The sequence below is a fragment of the Planctopirus hydrillae genome, from assembly GCF_001707835.1.
Lineage (GTDB): Bacteria > Planctomycetota > Planctomycetia > Planctomycetales > Planctomycetaceae > Planctopirus > Planctopirus hydrillae.
In genome coordinates this window covers 442,278-458,478 of sequence record NZ_LYDR01000039.1, presented here as the reverse complement: position 1 = coordinate 458,478, position 16,201 = coordinate 442,278, and the positions used below count along the sequence as shown (strand labels likewise).

The window sequence follows — 16,201 nt, the reverse complement described above, 5'->3', positions numbered from 1 at the left end:
GACGGTCTCAATTTCCCTGAGGTTGATCCAAAGCAAGATTCAGTCGCAGTACATTCACACGAGGCTCCCCAAGGATTCCCAGTTGTCGGCCTTCCGTATGTTGTGAGACGAGCTCACGCACGGCTCCTTCCGACATTTTCCTCGCCACGGCAATTCTTGGCACCTGAAACTCGGCTGCCGCCGGAGAGATGTGAGGATCGAGTCCACTCCCGGAGGCGGTCACGAGATCGACGGGCACCACTTTGCCCGAAGAACCCGCACTATGCAGTGCCAGAATGCGAGCTTCGGCAGCTTCTTTGAAACCAGGATGTAACGGGCCAAAATTGGAACCGCTGGATGCCGCAGCGTTGTAAGGGTGAGGACCAGTCGCCGAGAGCCTTCCCCAAAAATACTCGGGGCGAGAAAACGGCTGCCCGATCAGTTCCGAACCAGTGATCTGATCTCCTTGTTGAATGAGGCTGCCGTTGGCCTGCCTCGGAAACGCTAACTGAGCGATGGCCGTCACCACCAGTGGATAGACGCCTCCCGTGAGAACGGTCAAAGCCATCAATACGAGTGCCGCTGTGCGAAGTTGCGTGAACATGTTGACTCCGGCGAGCAACGGGCATCAGCCCGGTGTTTCTGGTTTTGTTTCTGAGTTTGAATTCACGACATCACAAAGTATTACCGATTCGTAATCGGAAATAGCGGGCTGACGCCCACTGCTCGCCTGGTGGCGTTATGCAATCCGCATCAATGTCAACATGACATCGATCGCCTTGATGCCCATGAACGGCACAATCAGTCCACCGACGCCGTAAATGAGCAGATTATTGCGAAGCAGTTGAGCCGCTCCCACCGGTCGGTAGGCCACACCCTTTAACGCTAACGGCACCAGGGCGATGATGATCAAAGCGTTGAAAATGACCGCCGAAAGGATGGCGCTGGAAGGGGACGACAGTCGCATCAGGTCCAACGCCTTGAGGGCCGGATAAGTCGCTGCGAATGCCGCCGGAAGGATGGCAAAATACTTGGCAACATCGTTAGCGATGCTGAAGGTCGTCAGCGAGCCACGGGTCATCAGTAACTGCTTGCCGATATTCACGATCTCGATCAGTTTTGTGGGATTCGAGTCAAGATCGACCATGTTACCGGCTTCCTTGGCAGCCTGCGTGCCACTGTTCATGGCGACGGCCACGTCAGCCTGAGCCAGAGCCGGTGCGTCGTTCGTGCCGTCGCCTGTCATCGCCACAAGGCGTCCGCCCTTCTGGTAATCCCGGATGAGTGACAGCTTCGCTTCGGGAGTTGCCTCGGCCAGGAAGTCATCGACACCCGCCTCGGCGGCAATGGCGGCGGCAGTCAAGGGATTGTCGCCCGTGATCATCACAGTTTTAATCCCCATCTGCCGCAGTTCTGCGAACCGCTCCTTGATGCCCCCTTTCACAATATCCTTAAGTTCGATCACACCGAGCACTTTGTCGTCCCGGCTGACGACCAGCGGCGTCCCGCCAGACTTGGCAATCTCCTGAACGGCAACCCGGACATCCTCCGGAAGGAATCCGCCAAGGCTTCGCACGTGCGTCTCTACTGCTTCAGCGGCCCCTTTACGAATCGAATGGCCATCCAGCGTCACGCCGCTCATCCGAGTCCGAGCGGAGAACGGAACGAAATGCGGCTGGATATGTTCCAACTCCCGGCCTCGCAGACCGAACTGCTTCTTGGCCAGAACAGCGATGCTGCGTCCTTCGGCAGTTTCGTCCGCCAACGATGCCAAATGAGCTGCTTCCGCAAGCTCCTTCTCGGTAGTTCCCGAGGCCGGAATAAAGCGAGTCGCCTGTCGATTTCCGAGCGTGATCGTGCCTGTCTTGTCGAGCAGCAGCACATCCACATCACCCGCGGCTTCGACAGCCCTGCCGGACATGGCAATCACGTTTGCCTGACTGAGTCGATTCATTCCTGCAATGCCAATAGCGGACAGCAACGCTCCGATGGTCGTCGGTGCGAGACAGACGAAGAGTGCCACCAGCACCGTGAGACTGATTGCCCTTCCCTGGCCGGAAACTTCAACACTGAAGATCGAAAAGGGGAGCAGTGTGGCTACCACGAGCAGGAAGATCAGCGTCAGGGCGGCCAACAAGATCGCCAGGGCGATCTCGTTGGGAGTTTTCTGCCGCTTGGCACCCTCGACCATCGCAATCATGCGGTCGAGAAAACTTTGGCCGGGGAGCGTCCTCACCTGAATGATCAACCAGTCAGAAATCACTCGCGTCCCTCCGGTCACCGAACTGCGGTCGCCGCCGCTCTCTCGCACGACTGGAGCACTTTCGCCAGTGATGGCACTCTCATCGACCGAGGCGACTCCCTCAATGACTTCGCCATCCGCCGGAATCGTTTCGCCCGCTTTGACAATAACAATGTCACCGATTTTGAGGTCGGTTGCGGAAACTTCTTCAGTGATCCGATCAGCCTTATTAGCGATTTTACGGGCAATGACCGTTGTGCGACTCTTCTTGAGAGAAGCCGCCTGAGCCTTGCCATGGCCTTCAGCAATGGCCTCAGCGAAGTTGGCGAACAGCACTGTGAACCACAGCCACATGGCCACGCCCAGCACGAAGGTTGATGATTCCCCGGTCGATCCACTCAGCGAGTTCAGCCACAGGATCGTTGTCAGGATGCTGCCCAGGTAGACGGCGAACATCACCGGATTGCGAAGCTGCACTCGAGGATCGAGCTTCCAGAACGACGCCCTGATGGCATCACCGAGAATTTTGCGATCAAACAGTCTTGTTGATGTTTTAGTCATGATGATTACTCCTGGTTCGCCAGTAGCAGGTGCTCGACAATTGGCCCGAGGGCCAGGGCCGGGAAGAAGCTCAAGGCTCCTACCACGATCACCACGGCTACCAACAGGACAACAAACAGGGGCGTGTGTGTTGGTAAAGTTCCCGGCCCAGCAGGCACGGTCTTCTTCGCCGCCAACGAACCGGCAATTGCCAGAACCGGAAGCATCACCCAGAACCGCCCGACGAGCATCGCCAGGCCCAGAAGGCCGTTGTAGAACGGCGTGTTTGCTCCCAGTCCCGCAAAGGCACTGCCGTTGTTGTTCCCTGCTGACGAGAAGGCGTACAGCACCTCGCTGAAACCATGGGGACCTGGGTTGAAAATCGTCGCTCGACCAGACGCCGAAACAACGGCCACTGCCGTTCCCACAAGCACCATCGCACAGGGAAACAGGATTGCCAGAGCAGCCATTTTCATTTCGAAGGCACCAATCTTCTTGCCGAGATATTCCGGCGTGCGTCCGACCATCAGGCCGGAGAGGAAAACAGCGACGATGGCGAACATTAACAAGCCGTAAAGGCCAGAGCCGACGCCACCGAAGATGACTTCGCCCAACTGCATCAGCCACATTGGCACGAGTCCGCTCAAGGGTGTGAAGGAGTCGTGCATCGAGTTCACTGAACCATTCGAAGCAGCCGTCGTAGCCACCGCCCACAGCGAAGAGTTCACAATTCCAAAGCGGGATTCTTTTCCTTCCATGTTTCCGCCCGGCTGTGAATCGGAAGCCGATTGGTCGACCCCGAGGCGAGTGAGAATCGGGTTTCCCGACTGTTCAGTGATCGTCGTAGCTACCAGCAGCGGAACGAAGATCACCAGCATCGCTGCCAAAACTGCCCAACCCTGGCGGCGGTCGCTGACCATCTCGCCGAACGTGTAGCACAAAGCAGCAGGAATCAGCAGAATCGCTAACAATTGAAGGAAGTTTGAGAGCGGCGTAGGGTTCTCCAAGGGGTGAGCCGAATTCACGTTGAAGAACCCGCCGCCATTGGTACCAAGCTGTTTGATCGCAATTTGCGAAGCTGCTGGACCGACAGCGATGCTCTGCCTGGTAACAGCCTGACCTTCGGCATCAACGGTTGGTTCAAGAAACGCGACTTCGTGATACGAGTTGAAGGTCTGTACGACTCCCTGCGAAACGAGTGCGACAGCAAACAACAGGGATATCGGTAGCAGGATGTAGAGTGTTCCTCGCACGAGATCGACCCAGAAGTTGCCGATGGTCTCGGTCGAATGCCGGGTAAAGCCTCGAATCAGAGTAACCAGCACGGCCATGCCCGCTGCCGCCGAAACGAAGTTCTGCACAGTGAGGGCCAGCATCTGCGTGAGGTAGCTCATCGTGGTCTCGCCGCCGTAACCCTGCCAGTTGGTGTTCGTCGTAAAACTCACCGCCGTGTTGAACGATGAATCAGGCGAGACGGCAGGCAGCGATTCAGGGTTGAGCGGCAGCCAGACTTGTGTCCGCTGCAATACGTAGACAGCCAGGAAGCTCAAGAGGCTGAAGGTCAATATGGCGACTGAGTATTGCCGCCATGTCATCTCGGCGGATTTTTCGATTCCGCAGAGTCGATACAGCAGTCGTTCCAGTGGTCCGATGAAGCGGTCAAGAAACGTTCCCGATCCGGAATAGACCCTGGCCATGTAAAAGCCCAGGGGCTTCACGCAGGCCAGAAGAACTCCGAGATAGACCGCCAGTTGCACAAATCCGTTGGATGTCATGAGAACTTCTCCGGTGCGAGCAGAGCCGCCGAGAGGTAAATCACCAGCACGACCGCCACGACAAAAGCGAGAATTGTTGTCCAGTCCACAGCTAGTCCTCCGCCTTTAGGCTGCCGAAGAAATGCACAAGGCCGCACGAGCCGATGAAGAAGGCGACTCCGGCCCAAAGCCATACGATGTCCATGTCTGATTCCTCCTCGATGGGTTTCATCGAATGAATTGAATCAGATGTCACGTCAAATAGGGGTCAAGAGAAGACCGGGAGTTATCAAATTTGTGTCAAGATTGTCTCAGACACATCTAGTCTCGTACGCAACTCAGATTCAGGCATCTGAACCGTGTCTGTCCGGTTCCTCGGATATCAGGTGGAGCAACATTGATGGGCTTGTGATCACAGATCACGCCCAACCTTATTCCCCCTGATCCGAAGGACGTCCGTGATGAAACGGCGAAGTGCGTGGCTGCTGATGGTTTCACAGATCAGTTACGACATCAGGAAGCGTAGTCCCGGGCGACCCCGACTGCTTCGCCTGTCAGGAGACAGAGAAACTTCCGTGATGCAGAAGAGCAATTCCGAGGAAAACATCCCGCTGCTGCCCTGGTTTGAGACGGTCCTGCTGGAAACACCCTCTGAGTCGCGACGCGGCTAGGTGTTCCAGCCCCAATCACTCCAGTCGAAAATTGGTCGCAAAATCCGGCATCAACGTCCGGATGCGGAGTGGGTCGGGAAGGTGATTGGAAGAATTGGGAAGGACGGCGGAATCATCGTCGAGACTGCTGATGAACGAACCGGACGACCCATCAAGTACGCCACCGCCCACGATCTCAGGCGATCCTGCGGCGAACGGCTTCGAGAAGCTGGCGTGCCGCCTCTGGTCATCTGCCGAGTGATGCGACACTCATCTTGGGAAACTACCCGGAAGCATTACGCACCGGGGGATATCCAGAAGGATGCGGAAGTTCTGCGGGCGATGCTCGCTGCCAAGCCATAAAAAGGATGAAACGAAAATGCTCTCACGAGTGTACCCACTTTTTCATGGGTACACTTTTGAGAGCATTCGTCGTAAGCCATTGCACCCCGGTGGGTTCGAACCACCAACCTTCGGTTCCGTAGACCGATGCTCTATCCAGTTGAGCTAGGGGTGCATGATGGAAGAAATCTCTGCCACCAACAGGACTTTAATCTTGCCTGATCGAAGGGTCAACCGTTCCGGCTGGTTTACCATAGATCCTTTCGGCACTTGGTTCTTCGAAATCACGACGGTGAGTTAAATCTTTGGAAAGCATGATCGTCAGGCGATTCGTCCAATGTCCATTGTCATCCTGTTGCCAGTCATCGCTTTCTGTGCACCGAGAACGAACAATCGGCCAGTTTTGACCTGGATGCCAGGCAATCTCCAAACACCTGCTCAAAACAGAAAACGGATCCAGCGCAGTTCTCTGCGTGAATCCGTTTCCGCAAACTGAATTTTCCCAAACAATCAGCCGCTAACTCTCCAGCAACATCGGCTTAGAACACATCCAGCACAAAGTGGTGACCCATGTGGTAAGGACGTGGTGATGGATAAAAGTTGTGCCAATCCTTCCGGTAAACGGGAATCTGCCGTTCCTGTGGGTACCGGTAATACATGTGATTGTATTCCACCGGTGCCTGGAAGTTATGGGGATAGTACACGTACGGGTAATAGTAGAAACGGTTCCAGTCGGTGGGTTGACCTTCCCCAGCGGCCTTGGCTTCGGTTGTCAGGCATGCGGCGAGGCATGCAACAAACAAGCCGGACATCATCCACGAACGCAGCATGATCGTACTCCAGGTTGGCTGCCGAAACGAAGCATCTCGTTGCTGTCGCAACCTCGTCGGCCGTATCCATCGAAATGTGAAATAATCTGGTTCGAGAGTCTGATGATCGAATTCAGCGCAATCGGCGGCATGTCCCCACAGCCTTCGATAGCCCACCTGTCCCCTCAACATGGTTGGTTTCTGAATTCCAGCTCGAAACTTTCTGTTCACAGACCACGTCGTTAGACATTCCGGCAGTGAACAGCCAACGAACCGTTAGCACACGAGATATCGGCGGGCCATCAGTCGCTACAACAGGAAACTTCGTAACAGCTGTTATCTTTGGAGCCGAGGTTCTGTCGATCTGGCCGCAGTTCTTGCGGGTTTCTCCACTTCGTAGCCCGTCAGTTGCAATTCCTGCTGCTCACGCCGTCTTGTTGCCAGTTCCTGATGCCCTCGGGCCCAGACTTCGCACACAAGTTTGTCCAGAACCTCGTCATACCCGCAGGCATGAGTGATCTTCCGCTGATTGCACAAGACATCCAGACGAGCGGGGCCCTGATTTTCAGCATTCCTGCGGAAATGTCCCTGTTTTTCCAGATGAATCAGGATTTGTTCAATCTCGCTTCGAGGAAGGTCGAGCGTGGCCACTGCATTGGGCGGAAGTTCCACACCTTGTGGTTTCGCCCGCCATAACCAACGATTCACCCACATCGAGTATCTGGATTGCCGCTCACTTTGCCGATCGCTTCGAACTTCTGAAAGTGATTTTGAATCGCAGCGTTCTCCGCACGAAAGAGGCTTGAGCTCAACCGTCGCCCTGCCAACATCTGTCCGCCCATCCGGATGTGGCAAGTCAATCCGAAGTTCCGCCATGGCCCATTGCTGACCGACAAGATCTGCCGTGTTTTCGTCGTTGCCGCCCGCCTGTTGAATGGCAGAATTACTGATAAAGACGCCCCCTTCGGGCATGTGGGCCACATAAGTCAGTGCCACTCTCTTCGAAGACGAGAACGCCGAGGACTTGGTGGTTTTGTCGTCTGACTCAAGTTTCAAAGTCGATTGTGTGACTGAACTGTCTTCCGACGCTGTCGTACGAGTGACCTTTTCTTGTGGCACAGGTGACGATGATCGAAGCACCGCGCAGCCACAGAGATTGCTCGACCAGGCCATCATCAGACCGGCGACAACTGCCAGTAATGGGGAATGCTGCCGGGAAGCAAATGACATGATGATCTCCCCCTTCCCTCATCTGGGATCCATCTGATTTCAGAACACCACTGACTCTGCATCTCAGAGAATCGGCTTACGGTTGTTTCAATACGCCGGGAGATCAGCATTCCGAAGCCAACTGTCCGGAAGACTTTTCCGAATGTATCGATTGTCGGAGTCGAACTGGCTGGAAGCGGCCAAAATCTGCAACTCTTTCCGATCGATCAGTCCGGAGATATCGGTTGGAGGAATCCCGCGAGCTTTACCTGCACTCTGCAGACGATGTGGCGTTTCAAGCCTTAACGAATTCATCAGTTGCCGTGGCCTGCTTGCAAAAGTCGCTCGAAAACCAGTTTCCGTAAATGATGAAGCTCGCCCGACACACGGGGAGCCGCCGATGACGATTCAGTAAACGGGCGATTGAAACTGTCCATCGAATCAATTGTGGCGATCTCGCGTGCCGCAACCTGGGCTGGACAGAATTTTCAGGCGGATTCGCAAGTTTTTGTTGCGAACTGCCGCGTCATATAATTAGCCTGAAGGTAGCAAACTCCCAATCGATGAAACCTGCGAACACACAGGTTTTCATCAATGATCAATTCATTCAGCTGGAATTCAACCATGCTCAGATCCCTCTCCAAACTCATGCGGGCACAGGGTTCAAAAGCTTTTTTCTCCACTTGTCTGGCCTTTACTGTGATGGCAGGTGCCGTTCCTGCTGCTGACGAATCGGAAATCAAAGCTCCGGCCAAGCCCGTCAAGAAGGTCAATCAGCGTCCATTGACGAAATTGACCTACGATCCATCCGCCAAAGAAGTGGAACTCTTTGAGGCCATGGAACGCGGGGAAGTGGGAGTACGTGTCATCCCCATGAATGCCATGGGCGCGAACGTCCTCATTGAGAATAAAACAACTGAGCCATTGAATGTTAAAGTTCCGAATGCCGTCGTCATGGTCAGCATTCATGCCCAGTTTGGTGGCGGTGGCGGTTTCGGAGGTGGTGGCATTGGCGGTGGACAAGGTGGATTAGGCGGCCAGCAGGGTGGCGGCCAGCAGGCTGGTGGTGGTGGTCTTGGCGGCCAGCAGGGTGGCATTGGTGGAGGACAGGGTTTTGGCGGTGGCCAGCAGCCCGGCATCTTCTCGATCCCTGCTGAGAAAATTGCTTCAATCCCTATGAAAAGCGTCTGCCTGGAGCACGGCAAGCCCGAACCGTCACCCAAAAGCAAATACACCCTCGTTCCCGTAGAAAGATTTTCGACAGATCCTCTGCTTCGTGAACTTCTGACATACGTCAATGATCCGCGGGTCAATCCACAGGCTGCTCAAGCTGCTGCCTGGCATCTGACCAATAAAATGACGTTTGCTGAATTGGCTGCCGAGCACAATCGCTCACTGATTAGCCCTCAACAGCAGCCACTCTTCACGACTCAAGATCTTCTTCAGGCACAAAGCCTGTTAGCTGCCGCCAAGGAAAAGGCTGAAAAGAACCCATCACCCCCAACCAAGGGCCTGGGAGCAGTTCGTTCAGCCACAGAAGCACAATAGCGGAACGATCATTGCCCTTTGCGTCTATGTGATGCCCATACTACGAAATCAGTTCGAGTATGGGCATTTTCGTTCCAGAGCTTCATCCCTCTCGATAAACGTCCAGTTCGCTGCCACTCCTGAGTGTTGCACTTAACATGAGACAGGTGTTGTTCAACCGCGATCGGCCATCTCAGCGACGGTGGAGCTTTTTCGCATGGCCACTGAGCTTCAGCCTCTGGTTCATTTTGAACTTGCCAGTGACATCCAGTGCCGAGCCGACGGCAAAGACGGTTTTCGAACAGAAAATTGCACCGATCTTTGTGAAGCATTGTGTGAAATGCCACGGGCCGGAAAAGCAGGAATCAGGATTTCGTTTAGACCGGCGAGATGACTTTCTCAATGGTGGCGACAACGGTCCTGCAGTCGTTTCCCAGCATCCGGAGGAAAGTCGGCTGATGCATCTGGTGAATGGAACCGATGCCGATGTCGTCATGCCACCCGATGGCAACCGCCTCTCCGATCAGCAGAAGGCAGATTTGAAGCAGTGGATCAAGTTGGGGGCCGACTGGCCAGAGAAATTATCCCAACTCCCCGGACTGCCCAAGTAAGTTCTGCCGTGATGGCTTTGGAATCTGCAGCCGCACGAAATCCGTCGCAAACCGTCAGCGAGCCTTTGCGAGCCTGGCAGGGAGTTCGCCACCTGATGGAAATCCGAGCCGTGGTGACCAAGGGGCTGCAGCCCCTCAACTTCTGGCAGCACTTCAACTTCGGGCATCCGGCAAGTCACCTGACTCTCGGGAACCAGTTTGACTTGCATCATTTCCACCATCCACTAAGATACTTGCAGATTCCCCGATAGCTCAACCGGTAGAGCGCCGGACTGTTAATCCGTAGGTTCTTGGTTCGAATCCAAGTCGGGGAGCTTGAGCCGCAAGTCATCTCGCGAGAATGACTTGCGGCTCTTTCGTTTGTTGTCATGCCAAACTGCCTTCTGGGGCTCACGAAGATGATACGGCTTTCGTCGCCCGGCTCTGCATCTATCTAGAGGAACGATCTTTCGTTCTCGCAATCGCATCTGGGAGCATTCCCAGGACAGCCAACGCGATGCCTGTTGCCCATTCCGCAGCCGTAAGCCAAAGATAGACTGAGTGCTGCCGATAAAAACTCGCTGGTACAGTGCGGCCTGCGAAGTCCATCATGCCGCTGAGTTGCCAGTGCGTGACAAACAGTAATGCCGTGACGACGGCCAGTCCGATTCCAGCACTCCACCACGCAACTCGTTTCCTCATAGACGCCTCGATCAAGACGACAATTGTCATTAATGTCACAATCGCATTGTGCCAGCGTGTGACTTGCTGGGTGATAATCCCCTGCTCAACGCTGCCAATCTGATCAGTCCCGATGGGAACGACAATGAGGGCATAGAACGTGAGGCCTCCCCACCACACAGCGAAGAGCAGTATGGAAAAAACTCGCCAAAGCACGATGCCGACGCGATGAGCGCTTGTCTCTCCAGCCAACATCAGGCAACTTCCATTAAGAAACTGTTGAAAGCGACCTTGATGTCGCACGTCTTCCCCTCAGAGGACTTGCCGCTGACTTCATCGAAGGCCTTGTCCCCTGCCTTCTCCGTCCGGGCTGTGTCGAACTGAACGCCCGGGAGTTTCTCATGAGCGATCTTCATCACTGATTCTCCACCAGAGCGAGTGTGGATGTGTCTGGCGACGGGTCAATTCGCAATCGTGAAAACTGTGGCAGAGCAGAGGACTGCGGTAGAGCACAGGAGCCTTGTATAGCGTAGCGAGCAAATCCATCGATCGCTCCGTCGTAGCTCATTTTGCACTTTGACAAATCAATTTCGACACGTCCATACTACATCGCTAAATCGCGGTAGAACTCCACCGCACTTCGGCGGTCAAATACTTATTCGCTTTTGATTAAACGCGAGATCCTGTGAGTTGGGTGAAAGACGCAATCAATGCCTTGCAAGCCGGAAAGGCGGCACAGGTTCGACCAGTGGGTGGTTCGATGCGGGGCCGAATTGAGAGTGGTCAATTGGTGACGATTTCCCCGATCTCGGCAAACGCAGTCAAAATTGACGACGTGGTGTTTATTCGATGGAAAGGAAACTACATCCTTCACATCGTGAGAGATATTTCGGATGATGGCTTCTTGATTGGGAATAACATCGGCAAGATCAATGGCTGGGCGAATCGTACCGATGTGTTGAGTATCGTCACCGCAATTGAAGACTGAATCGCTCAACGAGCGACATCGCAAAACGAAAAAATGCAGCCGAGTTGCCGATAAACTGCACGCATATTGGAAAATCGGTCGCGGCAGCCGGCCGATATTGATTGTTCTGCAATAAAAAGTTTTGCGTTTCTGGTGGCACGGCACTGGTCGCCTGGGCGCGATGGAGAGTACTCATGCGTTTATTCTTCGCAGTGGTGTTCGCTTGTGTCTCACTCGCAGCCGTCCCGCCCGCCTCGGCGGATTCGATCGATGGCAGCGTGGTTCAGGTGCGCTTGCCGAACCAGGATATTACGCTCAGTTATATGGAACGAAAGAGTGGCTTCACGGTCGAACTGGAGTCGAATGACGGATCCGTTGAAGGTCAGAAGTTGTTCGTCGGCGATGGCACAGTCGCCATCGAATTGGTAGCCCATCCGAGCGAAGGGATCTTCCTCCAGGGCAACCAGTACCGACAGGGCGACCAGTTCAAGAAGGGGTCGACAATCAAAGTCAGGCCCGGCTTCAAAAAGGCGTCCGCCCTCACCACCGGCGACGTGTACGTCGTACTGCCTGGGGTCAAGTTCGAGTTGCCAAACAATTGATCCAGGCCACTGGTGAGCGTTGTTGGCATTGAGACAAAGGCATCACAAACTCGCCGCTGCAACAGAGGGCAGCCCAAAGCGGCTGCCGGAGGTGATCCGGGCTGTTATCCACCAGTGCAGCATCGAGTCGAATTAATTCCGATTCAATCGCTGTTGCTCCGGCTCATTGGTGAGAGTAGCGATCTCAGATCGTACCAGACGATCGGGCCACGCCCGTTGAGGACTGGCCGGAAAACAAGCAGAGCGTCCGGAATGCCGGGGGCGAGCATGAGAACGTCAATGAGCTGAGTGCCGCCAGCGCAGCATACTCTGCCCTAATGGGAAACTCTCGACAGTCGTGTGCCACTGCAGGCTCGCCAGCAGTGCTCCGATTGTTCCATCACTGGCGTCCATCTCGCTCAGCTGCCGCCTGGTATCAAACAGCATGCACCGCTTGAACCAGGCCGCATATGCCTGCTCCGTGCGATCGGCCAGTTACGTCGCACGGCCGACATTGGAGACCTGGTCGAGGAACGCGGTTCCGCCCGATCAGGAAAGTAAAGAGCTATGGATGTGCCTGACACCGGGAAAATCGCGATCATGAAAACTGCGGCATAGCATGGTAGCCGAACGCAGTATAGTGTGAGGATTGACCGGACGATCCATCGCGGACCAATTGACGGCCTGGGGTATCAGTGTCAGCGTATCCTTGCGGCACCGCCAAACTGTGAGGGTGAATCAAACAAACTTTGATCGTTACGTCTAATGCACACTTCCAGATCATACCACCCCCCCGATGGAACATTGCCAACTGGTGCCAACGGCGACCGTCCATGTTCGCGGGGTCGTTGGGCTTTGACTGGTTTCCTTCTTGCTGCCGCCATACCTGTAGCATTTGGTATCTACGGGATGCGTCAACATCATCTCTATATTGTTACTCTTGGTCCAAACGAAGTCGCGTGCGGAATGGGTGCGATTGGTTCATGGGCAATGATGTTTGTGATTGGACCGTTTTGCGGTGCGATCGGTTCCGGTGCGGGATGGATCGCGTCTGGTATTCATTGGTGGTCGAGAGTTGAGATCAAAGGTTGAACGTCACGAGAACGAAAGCACAGAACAAGCCGTTGCACAACACGCCGCGGGCAACGCGATTTTGAACTGGACAGTCGTTCGCCGTAATCCGAATGATGGCTGCCGTTCGTCGATAGGAAACATCCAACGATGAAGCGACGGTCGAAATACATCCTGCTGATTGCTGCGTTCGCCGCTATTACACTTGCGATCGACTATTGGAATGTGACGCGAAAAGAGAAGCTCCTTTCCAGTGCTGTACTTCAAATCGGTGGGCGTAGCCACTCGATTCCTATGTGGCCGGTAGGCACAGAATATCGTATCACACTGACGGCTATTCCGACTCACGAACAATTAGACCAGCTCAAGATTGCCAACACCATGCGCGGCTGGGTCACAATCGCCTTTGCAGACTGTGATCTGAGTGCAGAGGAACGGGATCGCCTTCGAGGCATTCTGAATTGCTGCCATCTCTACGTTGTGGAAGATGGTAAAATGAACTCAATGAGCAATCCAACACGCATCCGGACGAACCATTCGAAGTAACCACGCAGCGAAGTCGGGCGTTTTTAGATAGAAGCTCAACCCTCGCCGGCGCGGTGAACGCTACCGTTCGCACTCAGGGCCGTTCGATTCAATGCAATTCTCAATCGATCGCTATTGTTCCCAGCCCAACCATGAGAGTAGCGAACGCAGATCGTGCCAAGACGATCGGATCACGCCCTTTGTGCAATGGCGGGAGGAATAGTTGAGCTTCCTGAATGTCGAGAGTGAGGCGGCTTTAAGGGTCGCGATCAGTGACTTCCACATATGTGCTGTGACATCAGCACATGGCAGACTTGCGCTTCTTTCCCAGGTTGCCGCGATCCTTCACTTTTTGGATGTATTCAGGCGCGAACGGGACATTGCAGTCAGTGTCGCCCATGTCGACTTTCAACCGGCCGATTCGATTTCCAGTTTCAATCGCCACTTCGGTTAAGGGGCAGAGATAACTTCCCACCGAGATGACGAAAGAGTTCATCTGGTAGCGCACGGCATCCTTCGCCGCATGAATTTGGCTTTCGACCTCGGCCAGTAATCGTTGATACTCCGTGAGATCAAGTTTTTCGTCGGGATAAATACTGGCCATCGCAGAGAGAGTGGACCAACCGGCGATATTCTCAATTTCCTTCCTGGACTTGATCCAGGCCAGTGCGATGTTCCAACCCGCTGGACTGCCAGCCGCTGTCGGGCCGACGACGAAATTGGCGATCGGCTTTGACGCTGTCTTGACCCATTGCGTCAGGTCTTTCTTCGTCATCAGTTCTGGCTCTGCAATCAATCCGGCAAGATACATGGCGTCGTAAATGCCGGTGTCATAGAGCTCCAGCGATAACGGATAGTTCTTTTTGATCTGCTTCTGCAGGGGCTTCATATCGCCGATTTTAACCCCAAGGCATGGATCATGAGCACCATGTTTACGGAGAACCTTGGCCGTTCCTTCGCTTCCCAGCTTCTGGAGTTGTGCCACGATTTCTTCTGCGGTCATGCCACGTCCCTTATTCAGATCATGAACGGAGGCCGGCCAGCCTCGCGGCGACCATCGGCGATCTCTCCTCAATGGTTCATCCTATGCATGGATCTCGCCAAAAACATCAGCCTTGTGGCAACAAAAATCACTCTCTCGCTGGGAAGAAGCAACAGCGCTCACGTGATCGAACTCTTCTTCGCCGCGACTGGGAAGGCAGACTCTCGCCAACCATCCACTGTGTGCGACTGTACGCGACTGTGTGCCACTGCTGGCTCGCCGGCAGTGCTCCGATGATTCCACGACCGGCACCCACCTCGCCAAACTCGTTCTTCGACTTCTTCCCTTCCGGCTTCTAACCTTCCTTCCTTCCCTCCTTCTTGCCTTCTTGCCTCCCCTAACCCCAATATCCGCCCCGAGAATGATCGAAGATCGCTTCCGTCCCCCGGCGGCTCGTATCGACCTTTCCTTCCGCAAACATAATTTCGCCACCCACCATCGTGGTGACGGGCCAGCCGGTGAGCGTTGTCCCGGCCCAGGGGCTCCAGCCGCATTTCGTGAGCTGGTCCTCATTGCGGATGGTTTGCGACTTATGGAGATCGACCAGCACCAGATCGGCATCATAACCCGGCTCAATCCGTCCTTTTCCCACGAGATCCCACACACGGGCCGGGGCGTCGCACATCCAGCTCACCACTTCTTCGATGGTGCAGAAGCCGCGATGAGCCGCATCGAGCATGAGTGCCAGCGAATTTTCGACGGCTGGCAAACCCGAAGGTGACTTCGGGTAAGGCTGCCGCTTTTCCTCCAGGGTATGCGGGGCATGATCTGTCGCGATGACCTGAATCCGCCCGTCGCGCAGCGCCTTCCACAGGGCCGTTACGTCGTCTTGCGTCTTGATCGACGGGTTCATCTGAATCAGCGTGCCCAGACGGTCGTAGTCGTCCACATTAAAGAACAGATGATGCGGGCAGGCCTCGGCTGTGATCAGCCCGCGATGATCAGCCACAATTTCGGTTTCAATCGCGGTCGAAACATGCAGCACATGAAAGCGGTGCTTATGCCGATATGCGAGATCGAGTGCCCTGCGGGTAGCGATCTCCGCCGCCTTGTGATCGCGAATCTGCGAATGATCCTGCACCTTCGAGCCACCATTGAGGCGGGCTGAGTTCGCGCGGACAGTCGCCTCATCCTCGCAATGGGCACAGATCGGAAGTGTGGTTTCGGCAAAAATCTGTTCGAGGGCGGCCTGCTCATCCACCAGCAGGTCACCAGTGCTGGAGCCGATGAAGATTTTGATGCCGGGCGTTCGCCGGGCCAATTTGAGTTCTTCGACATTGGTGGGGGTGGCACCAATGTAGAACGCATAGTTCACGACCGATTTGGTGGCTGCCAGGGCAAGTTTTTCGTGCAGCCGCTCGACTGTGGTGGTTGTGGGCTTGGTGTTCGGCATCTCAAAGAAAGTGGTGACCCCACCCTTGGCACAGGCTGCTGAAGCGGTGGCGAGATCTTCCTTATGCGTTAATCCCGGCTCACGAAAGTGAACCTGATCATCAATCACACCCGGGATCAAATGGAGCCCGGCTGCCTGAATCACCTCATCAGCCCGTGCAGAGGCTGGCGGATCCAGATCCAGAATCCTCCCCCCCTCAATCAGCACATCCCCCTTCCACAATCCAGAAGGCAAAACACACTCCGCCCCCGAAATCCTGATTCGCCTGCTCATGATGCTCTGTCCTCGCGATCGATGTG

20 protein-coding genes and 2 tRNA genes are annotated in these 16,201 nt (G+C 54.9%); 9 read left to right on the top strand and 13 right to left on the bottom strand.

The genetic code is table 11. From position 1 onward, the window contains the following. Nucleotides 1-7: 7 nt before the first annotated feature. From kdpC to A6X21_RS24000, 4 genes are all read right to left on the bottom strand, one after another. On the bottom strand, nucleotides 8-583 hold the full coding sequence (gene kdpC / locus A6X21_RS05045) for a potassium-transporting ATPase subunit KdpC (protein ID WP_068846420.1): 576 nt from the start codon (nucleotides 581-583) through the stop codon (nucleotides 8-10). A 135-nt stretch (nucleotides 584-718) separates the two neighbouring features. Next, a complete protein-coding gene (gene kdpB, locus A6X21_RS05040) occupies nucleotides 719-2,782 on the bottom strand; it encodes a potassium-transporting ATPase subunit KdpB (protein WP_068846418.1) in 2,064 nt (687 codons plus the stop codon). 5 nt (nucleotides 2,783-2,787) lie between these two features. After that, complete coding sequence (kdpA, locus tag A6X21_RS05035) at nucleotides 2,788-4,536, bottom strand: potassium-transporting ATPase subunit KdpA (protein WP_068846416.1); 1,749 nt, start codon at nucleotides 4,534-4,536, stop codon at nucleotides 2,788-2,790. Next, nucleotides 4,533-4,625 carry a potassium-transporting ATPase subunit F gene (locus tag A6X21_RS24000; RefSeq protein WP_068846414.1) on the bottom strand — a complete coding sequence of 31 codons (93 nt, stop codon included), beginning with the start codon at nucleotides 4,623-4,625 and terminating at the stop codon, nucleotides 4,533-4,535. The genes kdpA and A6X21_RS24000 overlap by 4 nt, the downstream gene beginning before the upstream one ends. Nucleotides 4,626-4,976: 351 nt before the next feature. Here A6X21_RS24000 and A6X21_RS05025 point away from each other — a divergent pair, with 351 nt between their 5' ends. Both A6X21_RS05025 and A6X21_RS05020 read left to right on the top strand, forming a co-directional pair. Beyond that, the gene (locus A6X21_RS05025; protein WP_068846412.1) at nucleotides 4,977-5,186 is read left to right on the top strand and encodes a hypothetical protein; all 210 of its coding nucleotides are present in this window, start codon (nucleotides 4,977-4,979) and stop codon (nucleotides 5,184-5,186) included. Further along, complete coding sequence (locus A6X21_RS05020) at nucleotides 5,187-5,528, top strand: tyrosine-type recombinase/integrase (RefSeq protein WP_068846410.1); 342 nt, start codon at nucleotides 5,187-5,189, stop codon at nucleotides 5,526-5,528. Nucleotides 5,529-5,608: 80 nt separating this feature from the next. On the opposite strand, the gene A6X21_RS05015 is transcribed toward A6X21_RS05020, so the two are convergent. From A6X21_RS05015 to A6X21_RS05000, 3 genes are all read right to left on the bottom strand, one after another. Continuing rightward, a tRNA-Arg gene (locus A6X21_RS05015) sits at nucleotides 5,609-5,682 on the bottom strand. Nucleotides 5,683-6,046: 364 nt separating this feature from the next. Beyond that, a complete protein-coding gene (locus A6X21_RS05005; protein WP_013108584.1) occupies nucleotides 6,047-6,337 on the bottom strand; it encodes a hypothetical protein in 291 nt (96 codons plus the stop codon). A gap of 315 nt (nucleotides 6,338-6,652) precedes the next feature. Next, nucleotides 6,653-7,546, bottom strand: a complete 894-nt coding sequence (locus A6X21_RS05000) for a hypothetical protein (protein ID WP_068846406.1) — start codon at nucleotides 7,544-7,546, stop codon at nucleotides 6,653-6,655. 603 nt (nucleotides 7,547-8,149) lie between these two features. Here A6X21_RS05000 and A6X21_RS24565 point away from each other — a divergent pair. From A6X21_RS24565 to A6X21_RS04975, 4 genes are all read left to right on the top strand, one after another. Further along, on the top strand, nucleotides 8,150-9,073 hold the full coding sequence (locus A6X21_RS24565) for a hypothetical protein (RefSeq protein ID WP_068846402.1): 924 nt from the start codon (nucleotides 8,150-8,152) through the stop codon (nucleotides 9,071-9,073). A 239-nt stretch (nucleotides 9,074-9,312) separates the two neighbouring features. After that, nucleotides 9,313-9,663, top strand: coding sequence for a c-type cytochrome domain-containing protein (locus A6X21_RS04985; RefSeq protein WP_240490174.1), 351 nt, complete (start codon nucleotides 9,313-9,315; stop codon nucleotides 9,661-9,663). An 11-nt stretch (nucleotides 9,664-9,674) separates the two neighbouring features. Further along, entirely contained in the window at nucleotides 9,675-9,914 is a 240-nt protein-coding gene (locus A6X21_RS04980; RefSeq protein WP_068846398.1) for a hypothetical protein, read from the top strand. After that, a tRNA-Asn gene (locus A6X21_RS04975) sits at nucleotides 9,905-9,977 on the top strand. Before A6X21_RS04980 ends, A6X21_RS04975 begins: the two co-directional genes overlap by 10 nt. A gap of 115 nt (nucleotides 9,978-10,092) precedes the next feature. Here the strand turns inward: A6X21_RS04975 and A6X21_RS04970 are convergent. The 3 genes from A6X21_RS04970 to A6X21_RS24555 are packed head-to-tail and all read right to left on the bottom strand — an operon-like array spanning nucleotide 10,093 to nucleotide 10,869. Then, nucleotides 10,093-10,578, bottom strand: coding sequence for a hypothetical protein (locus tag A6X21_RS04970; protein ID WP_068846396.1), 486 nt, complete (start codon nucleotides 10,576-10,578; stop codon nucleotides 10,093-10,095). Further along, nucleotides 10,578-10,739, bottom strand: a complete 162-nt coding sequence (locus A6X21_RS24560) for a hypothetical protein (RefSeq protein ID WP_165603683.1) — start codon at nucleotides 10,737-10,739, stop codon at nucleotides 10,578-10,580. Before A6X21_RS24560 ends, A6X21_RS04970 begins: the two co-directional genes overlap by 1 nt. Then, nucleotides 10,723-10,869 (bottom strand): hypothetical protein, encoded by a 147-nt coding sequence (locus A6X21_RS24555; protein WP_165603682.1) that lies wholly within the window; start codon nucleotides 10,867-10,869, stop codon nucleotides 10,723-10,725. Before A6X21_RS24555 ends, A6X21_RS24560 begins: the two co-directional genes overlap by 17 nt. 148 nt (nucleotides 10,870-11,017) lie before the next feature. Here A6X21_RS24555 and A6X21_RS04965 point away from each other — a divergent pair, with 148 nt between their 5' ends. Continuing rightward, nucleotides 11,018-11,311, top strand: coding sequence for a hypothetical protein (locus A6X21_RS04965; RefSeq protein ID WP_205847386.1), 294 nt, complete (start codon nucleotides 11,018-11,020; stop codon nucleotides 11,309-11,311). Here the strand turns inward: A6X21_RS04965 and A6X21_RS04960 are convergent. Next, nucleotides 11,292-11,486 (bottom strand): hypothetical protein, encoded by a 195-nt coding sequence (locus A6X21_RS04960; protein ID WP_068846393.1) that lies wholly within the window; start codon nucleotides 11,484-11,486, stop codon nucleotides 11,292-11,294. The two genes, A6X21_RS04965 and A6X21_RS04960, sit on opposite strands and share 20 nt — an antisense overlap. Here A6X21_RS04960 and A6X21_RS04955 point away from each other — a divergent pair. Both A6X21_RS04955 and A6X21_RS04945 read left to right on the top strand, forming a co-directional pair. Beyond that, on the top strand, nucleotides 11,485-11,892 hold the full coding sequence (locus A6X21_RS04955) for a hypothetical protein (RefSeq protein ID WP_068846391.1): 408 nt from the start codon (nucleotides 11,485-11,487) through the stop codon (nucleotides 11,890-11,892). The two genes, A6X21_RS04960 and A6X21_RS04955, sit on opposite strands and share 2 nt — an antisense overlap. Nucleotides 11,893-13,092: 1,200 nt before the next feature. Then, the gene (locus tag A6X21_RS04945) at nucleotides 13,093-13,488 is read left to right on the top strand and encodes a hypothetical protein (protein ID WP_068846387.1); all 396 of its coding nucleotides are present in this window, start codon (nucleotides 13,093-13,095) and stop codon (nucleotides 13,486-13,488) included. A gap of 277 nt (nucleotides 13,489-13,765) precedes the next feature. On the opposite strand, the gene A6X21_RS04940 is transcribed toward A6X21_RS04945, so the two are convergent. Together A6X21_RS04940 and A6X21_RS04930 are read right to left on the bottom strand one after the other, a co-directional pair. Beyond that, nucleotides 13,766-14,470, bottom strand: a complete 705-nt coding sequence (locus tag A6X21_RS04940; protein WP_068846385.1) for a DNA alkylation repair protein — start codon at nucleotides 14,468-14,470, stop codon at nucleotides 13,766-13,768. 376 nt (nucleotides 14,471-14,846) lie between these two features. Then, nucleotides 14,847-16,175 carry a dihydroorotase gene (locus A6X21_RS04930; protein WP_068846381.1) on the bottom strand — a complete coding sequence of 443 codons (1,329 nt, stop codon included), beginning with the start codon at nucleotides 16,173-16,175 and terminating at the stop codon, nucleotides 14,847-14,849. Between the last annotated feature and the right edge of the window lie 26 nt (nucleotides 16,176-16,201).

What these genes read in the sequence shown, in the direction of transcription:
- kdpC (WP_068846420.1), bottom strand. Translation starts at nt 583, where the DNA reads ATGTTCACGCAACTTCGCACAGCGGCACTCGTATTGATGGCTTTGACC.
- kdpB (WP_068846418.1), bottom strand. Translation starts at nt 2,782, where the DNA reads ATGACTAAAACATCAACAAGACTGTTTGATCGCAAAATTCTCGGTGAT.
- kdpA (WP_068846416.1), bottom strand. Translation starts at nt 4,536, where the DNA reads ATGACATCCAACGGATTTGTGCAACTGGCGGTCTATCTCGGAGTTCTT.
- A6X21_RS05025 (WP_068846412.1), top strand. Translation starts at nt 4,977, where the DNA reads ATGAAACGGCGAAGTGCGTGGCTGCTGATGGTTTCACAGATCAGTTAC.
- A6X21_RS05005 (WP_013108584.1), bottom strand. Translation starts at nt 6,337, where the DNA reads ATGCTGCGTTCGTGGATGATGTCCGGCTTGTTTGTTGCATGCCTCGCC.
- A6X21_RS05000 (WP_068846406.1), bottom strand. Translation starts at nt 7,546, where the DNA reads ATGTCATTTGCTTCCCGGCAGCATTCCCCATTACTGGCAGTTGTCGCC.
- A6X21_RS24565 (WP_068846402.1), top strand. Translation starts at nt 8,150, where the DNA reads ATGCTCAGATCCCTCTCCAAACTCATGCGGGCACAGGGTTCAAAAGCT.
- A6X21_RS04980 (WP_068846398.1), top strand. Translation starts at nt 9,675, where the DNA reads ATGGCTTTGGAATCTGCAGCCGCACGAAATCCGTCGCAAACCGTCAGC.
- A6X21_RS04970 (WP_068846396.1), bottom strand. Translation starts at nt 10,578, where the DNA reads ATGTTGGCTGGAGAGACAAGCGCTCATCGCGTCGGCATCGTGCTTTGG.
- A6X21_RS24560 (WP_165603683.1), bottom strand. Translation starts at nt 10,739, where the DNA reads ATGAAGATCGCTCATGAGAAACTCCCGGGCGTTCAGTTCGACACAGCC.
- A6X21_RS24555 (WP_165603682.1), bottom strand. Translation starts at nt 10,869, where the DNA reads ATGGATTTGCTCGCTACGCTATACAAGGCTCCTGTGCTCTACCGCAGT.
- A6X21_RS04955 (WP_068846391.1), top strand. Translation starts at nt 11,485, where the DNA reads ATGCGTTTATTCTTCGCAGTGGTGTTCGCTTGTGTCTCACTCGCAGCC.
- A6X21_RS04960 (WP_068846393.1), bottom strand. Translation starts at nt 11,486, where the DNA reads ATGAGTACTCTCCATCGCGCCCAGGCGACCAGTGCCGTGCCACCAGAA.
- A6X21_RS04945 (WP_068846387.1), top strand. Translation starts at nt 13,093, where the DNA reads ATGAAGCGACGGTCGAAATACATCCTGCTGATTGCTGCGTTCGCCGCT.
- A6X21_RS04940 (WP_068846385.1), bottom strand. Translation starts at nt 14,470, where the DNA reads ATGACCGCAGAAGAAATCGTGGCACAACTCCAGAAGCTGGGAAGCGAA.
- A6X21_RS04930 (WP_068846381.1), bottom strand. Translation starts at nt 16,175, where the DNA reads ATGAGCAGGCGAATCAGGATTTCGGGGGCGGAGTGTGTTTTGCCTTCT.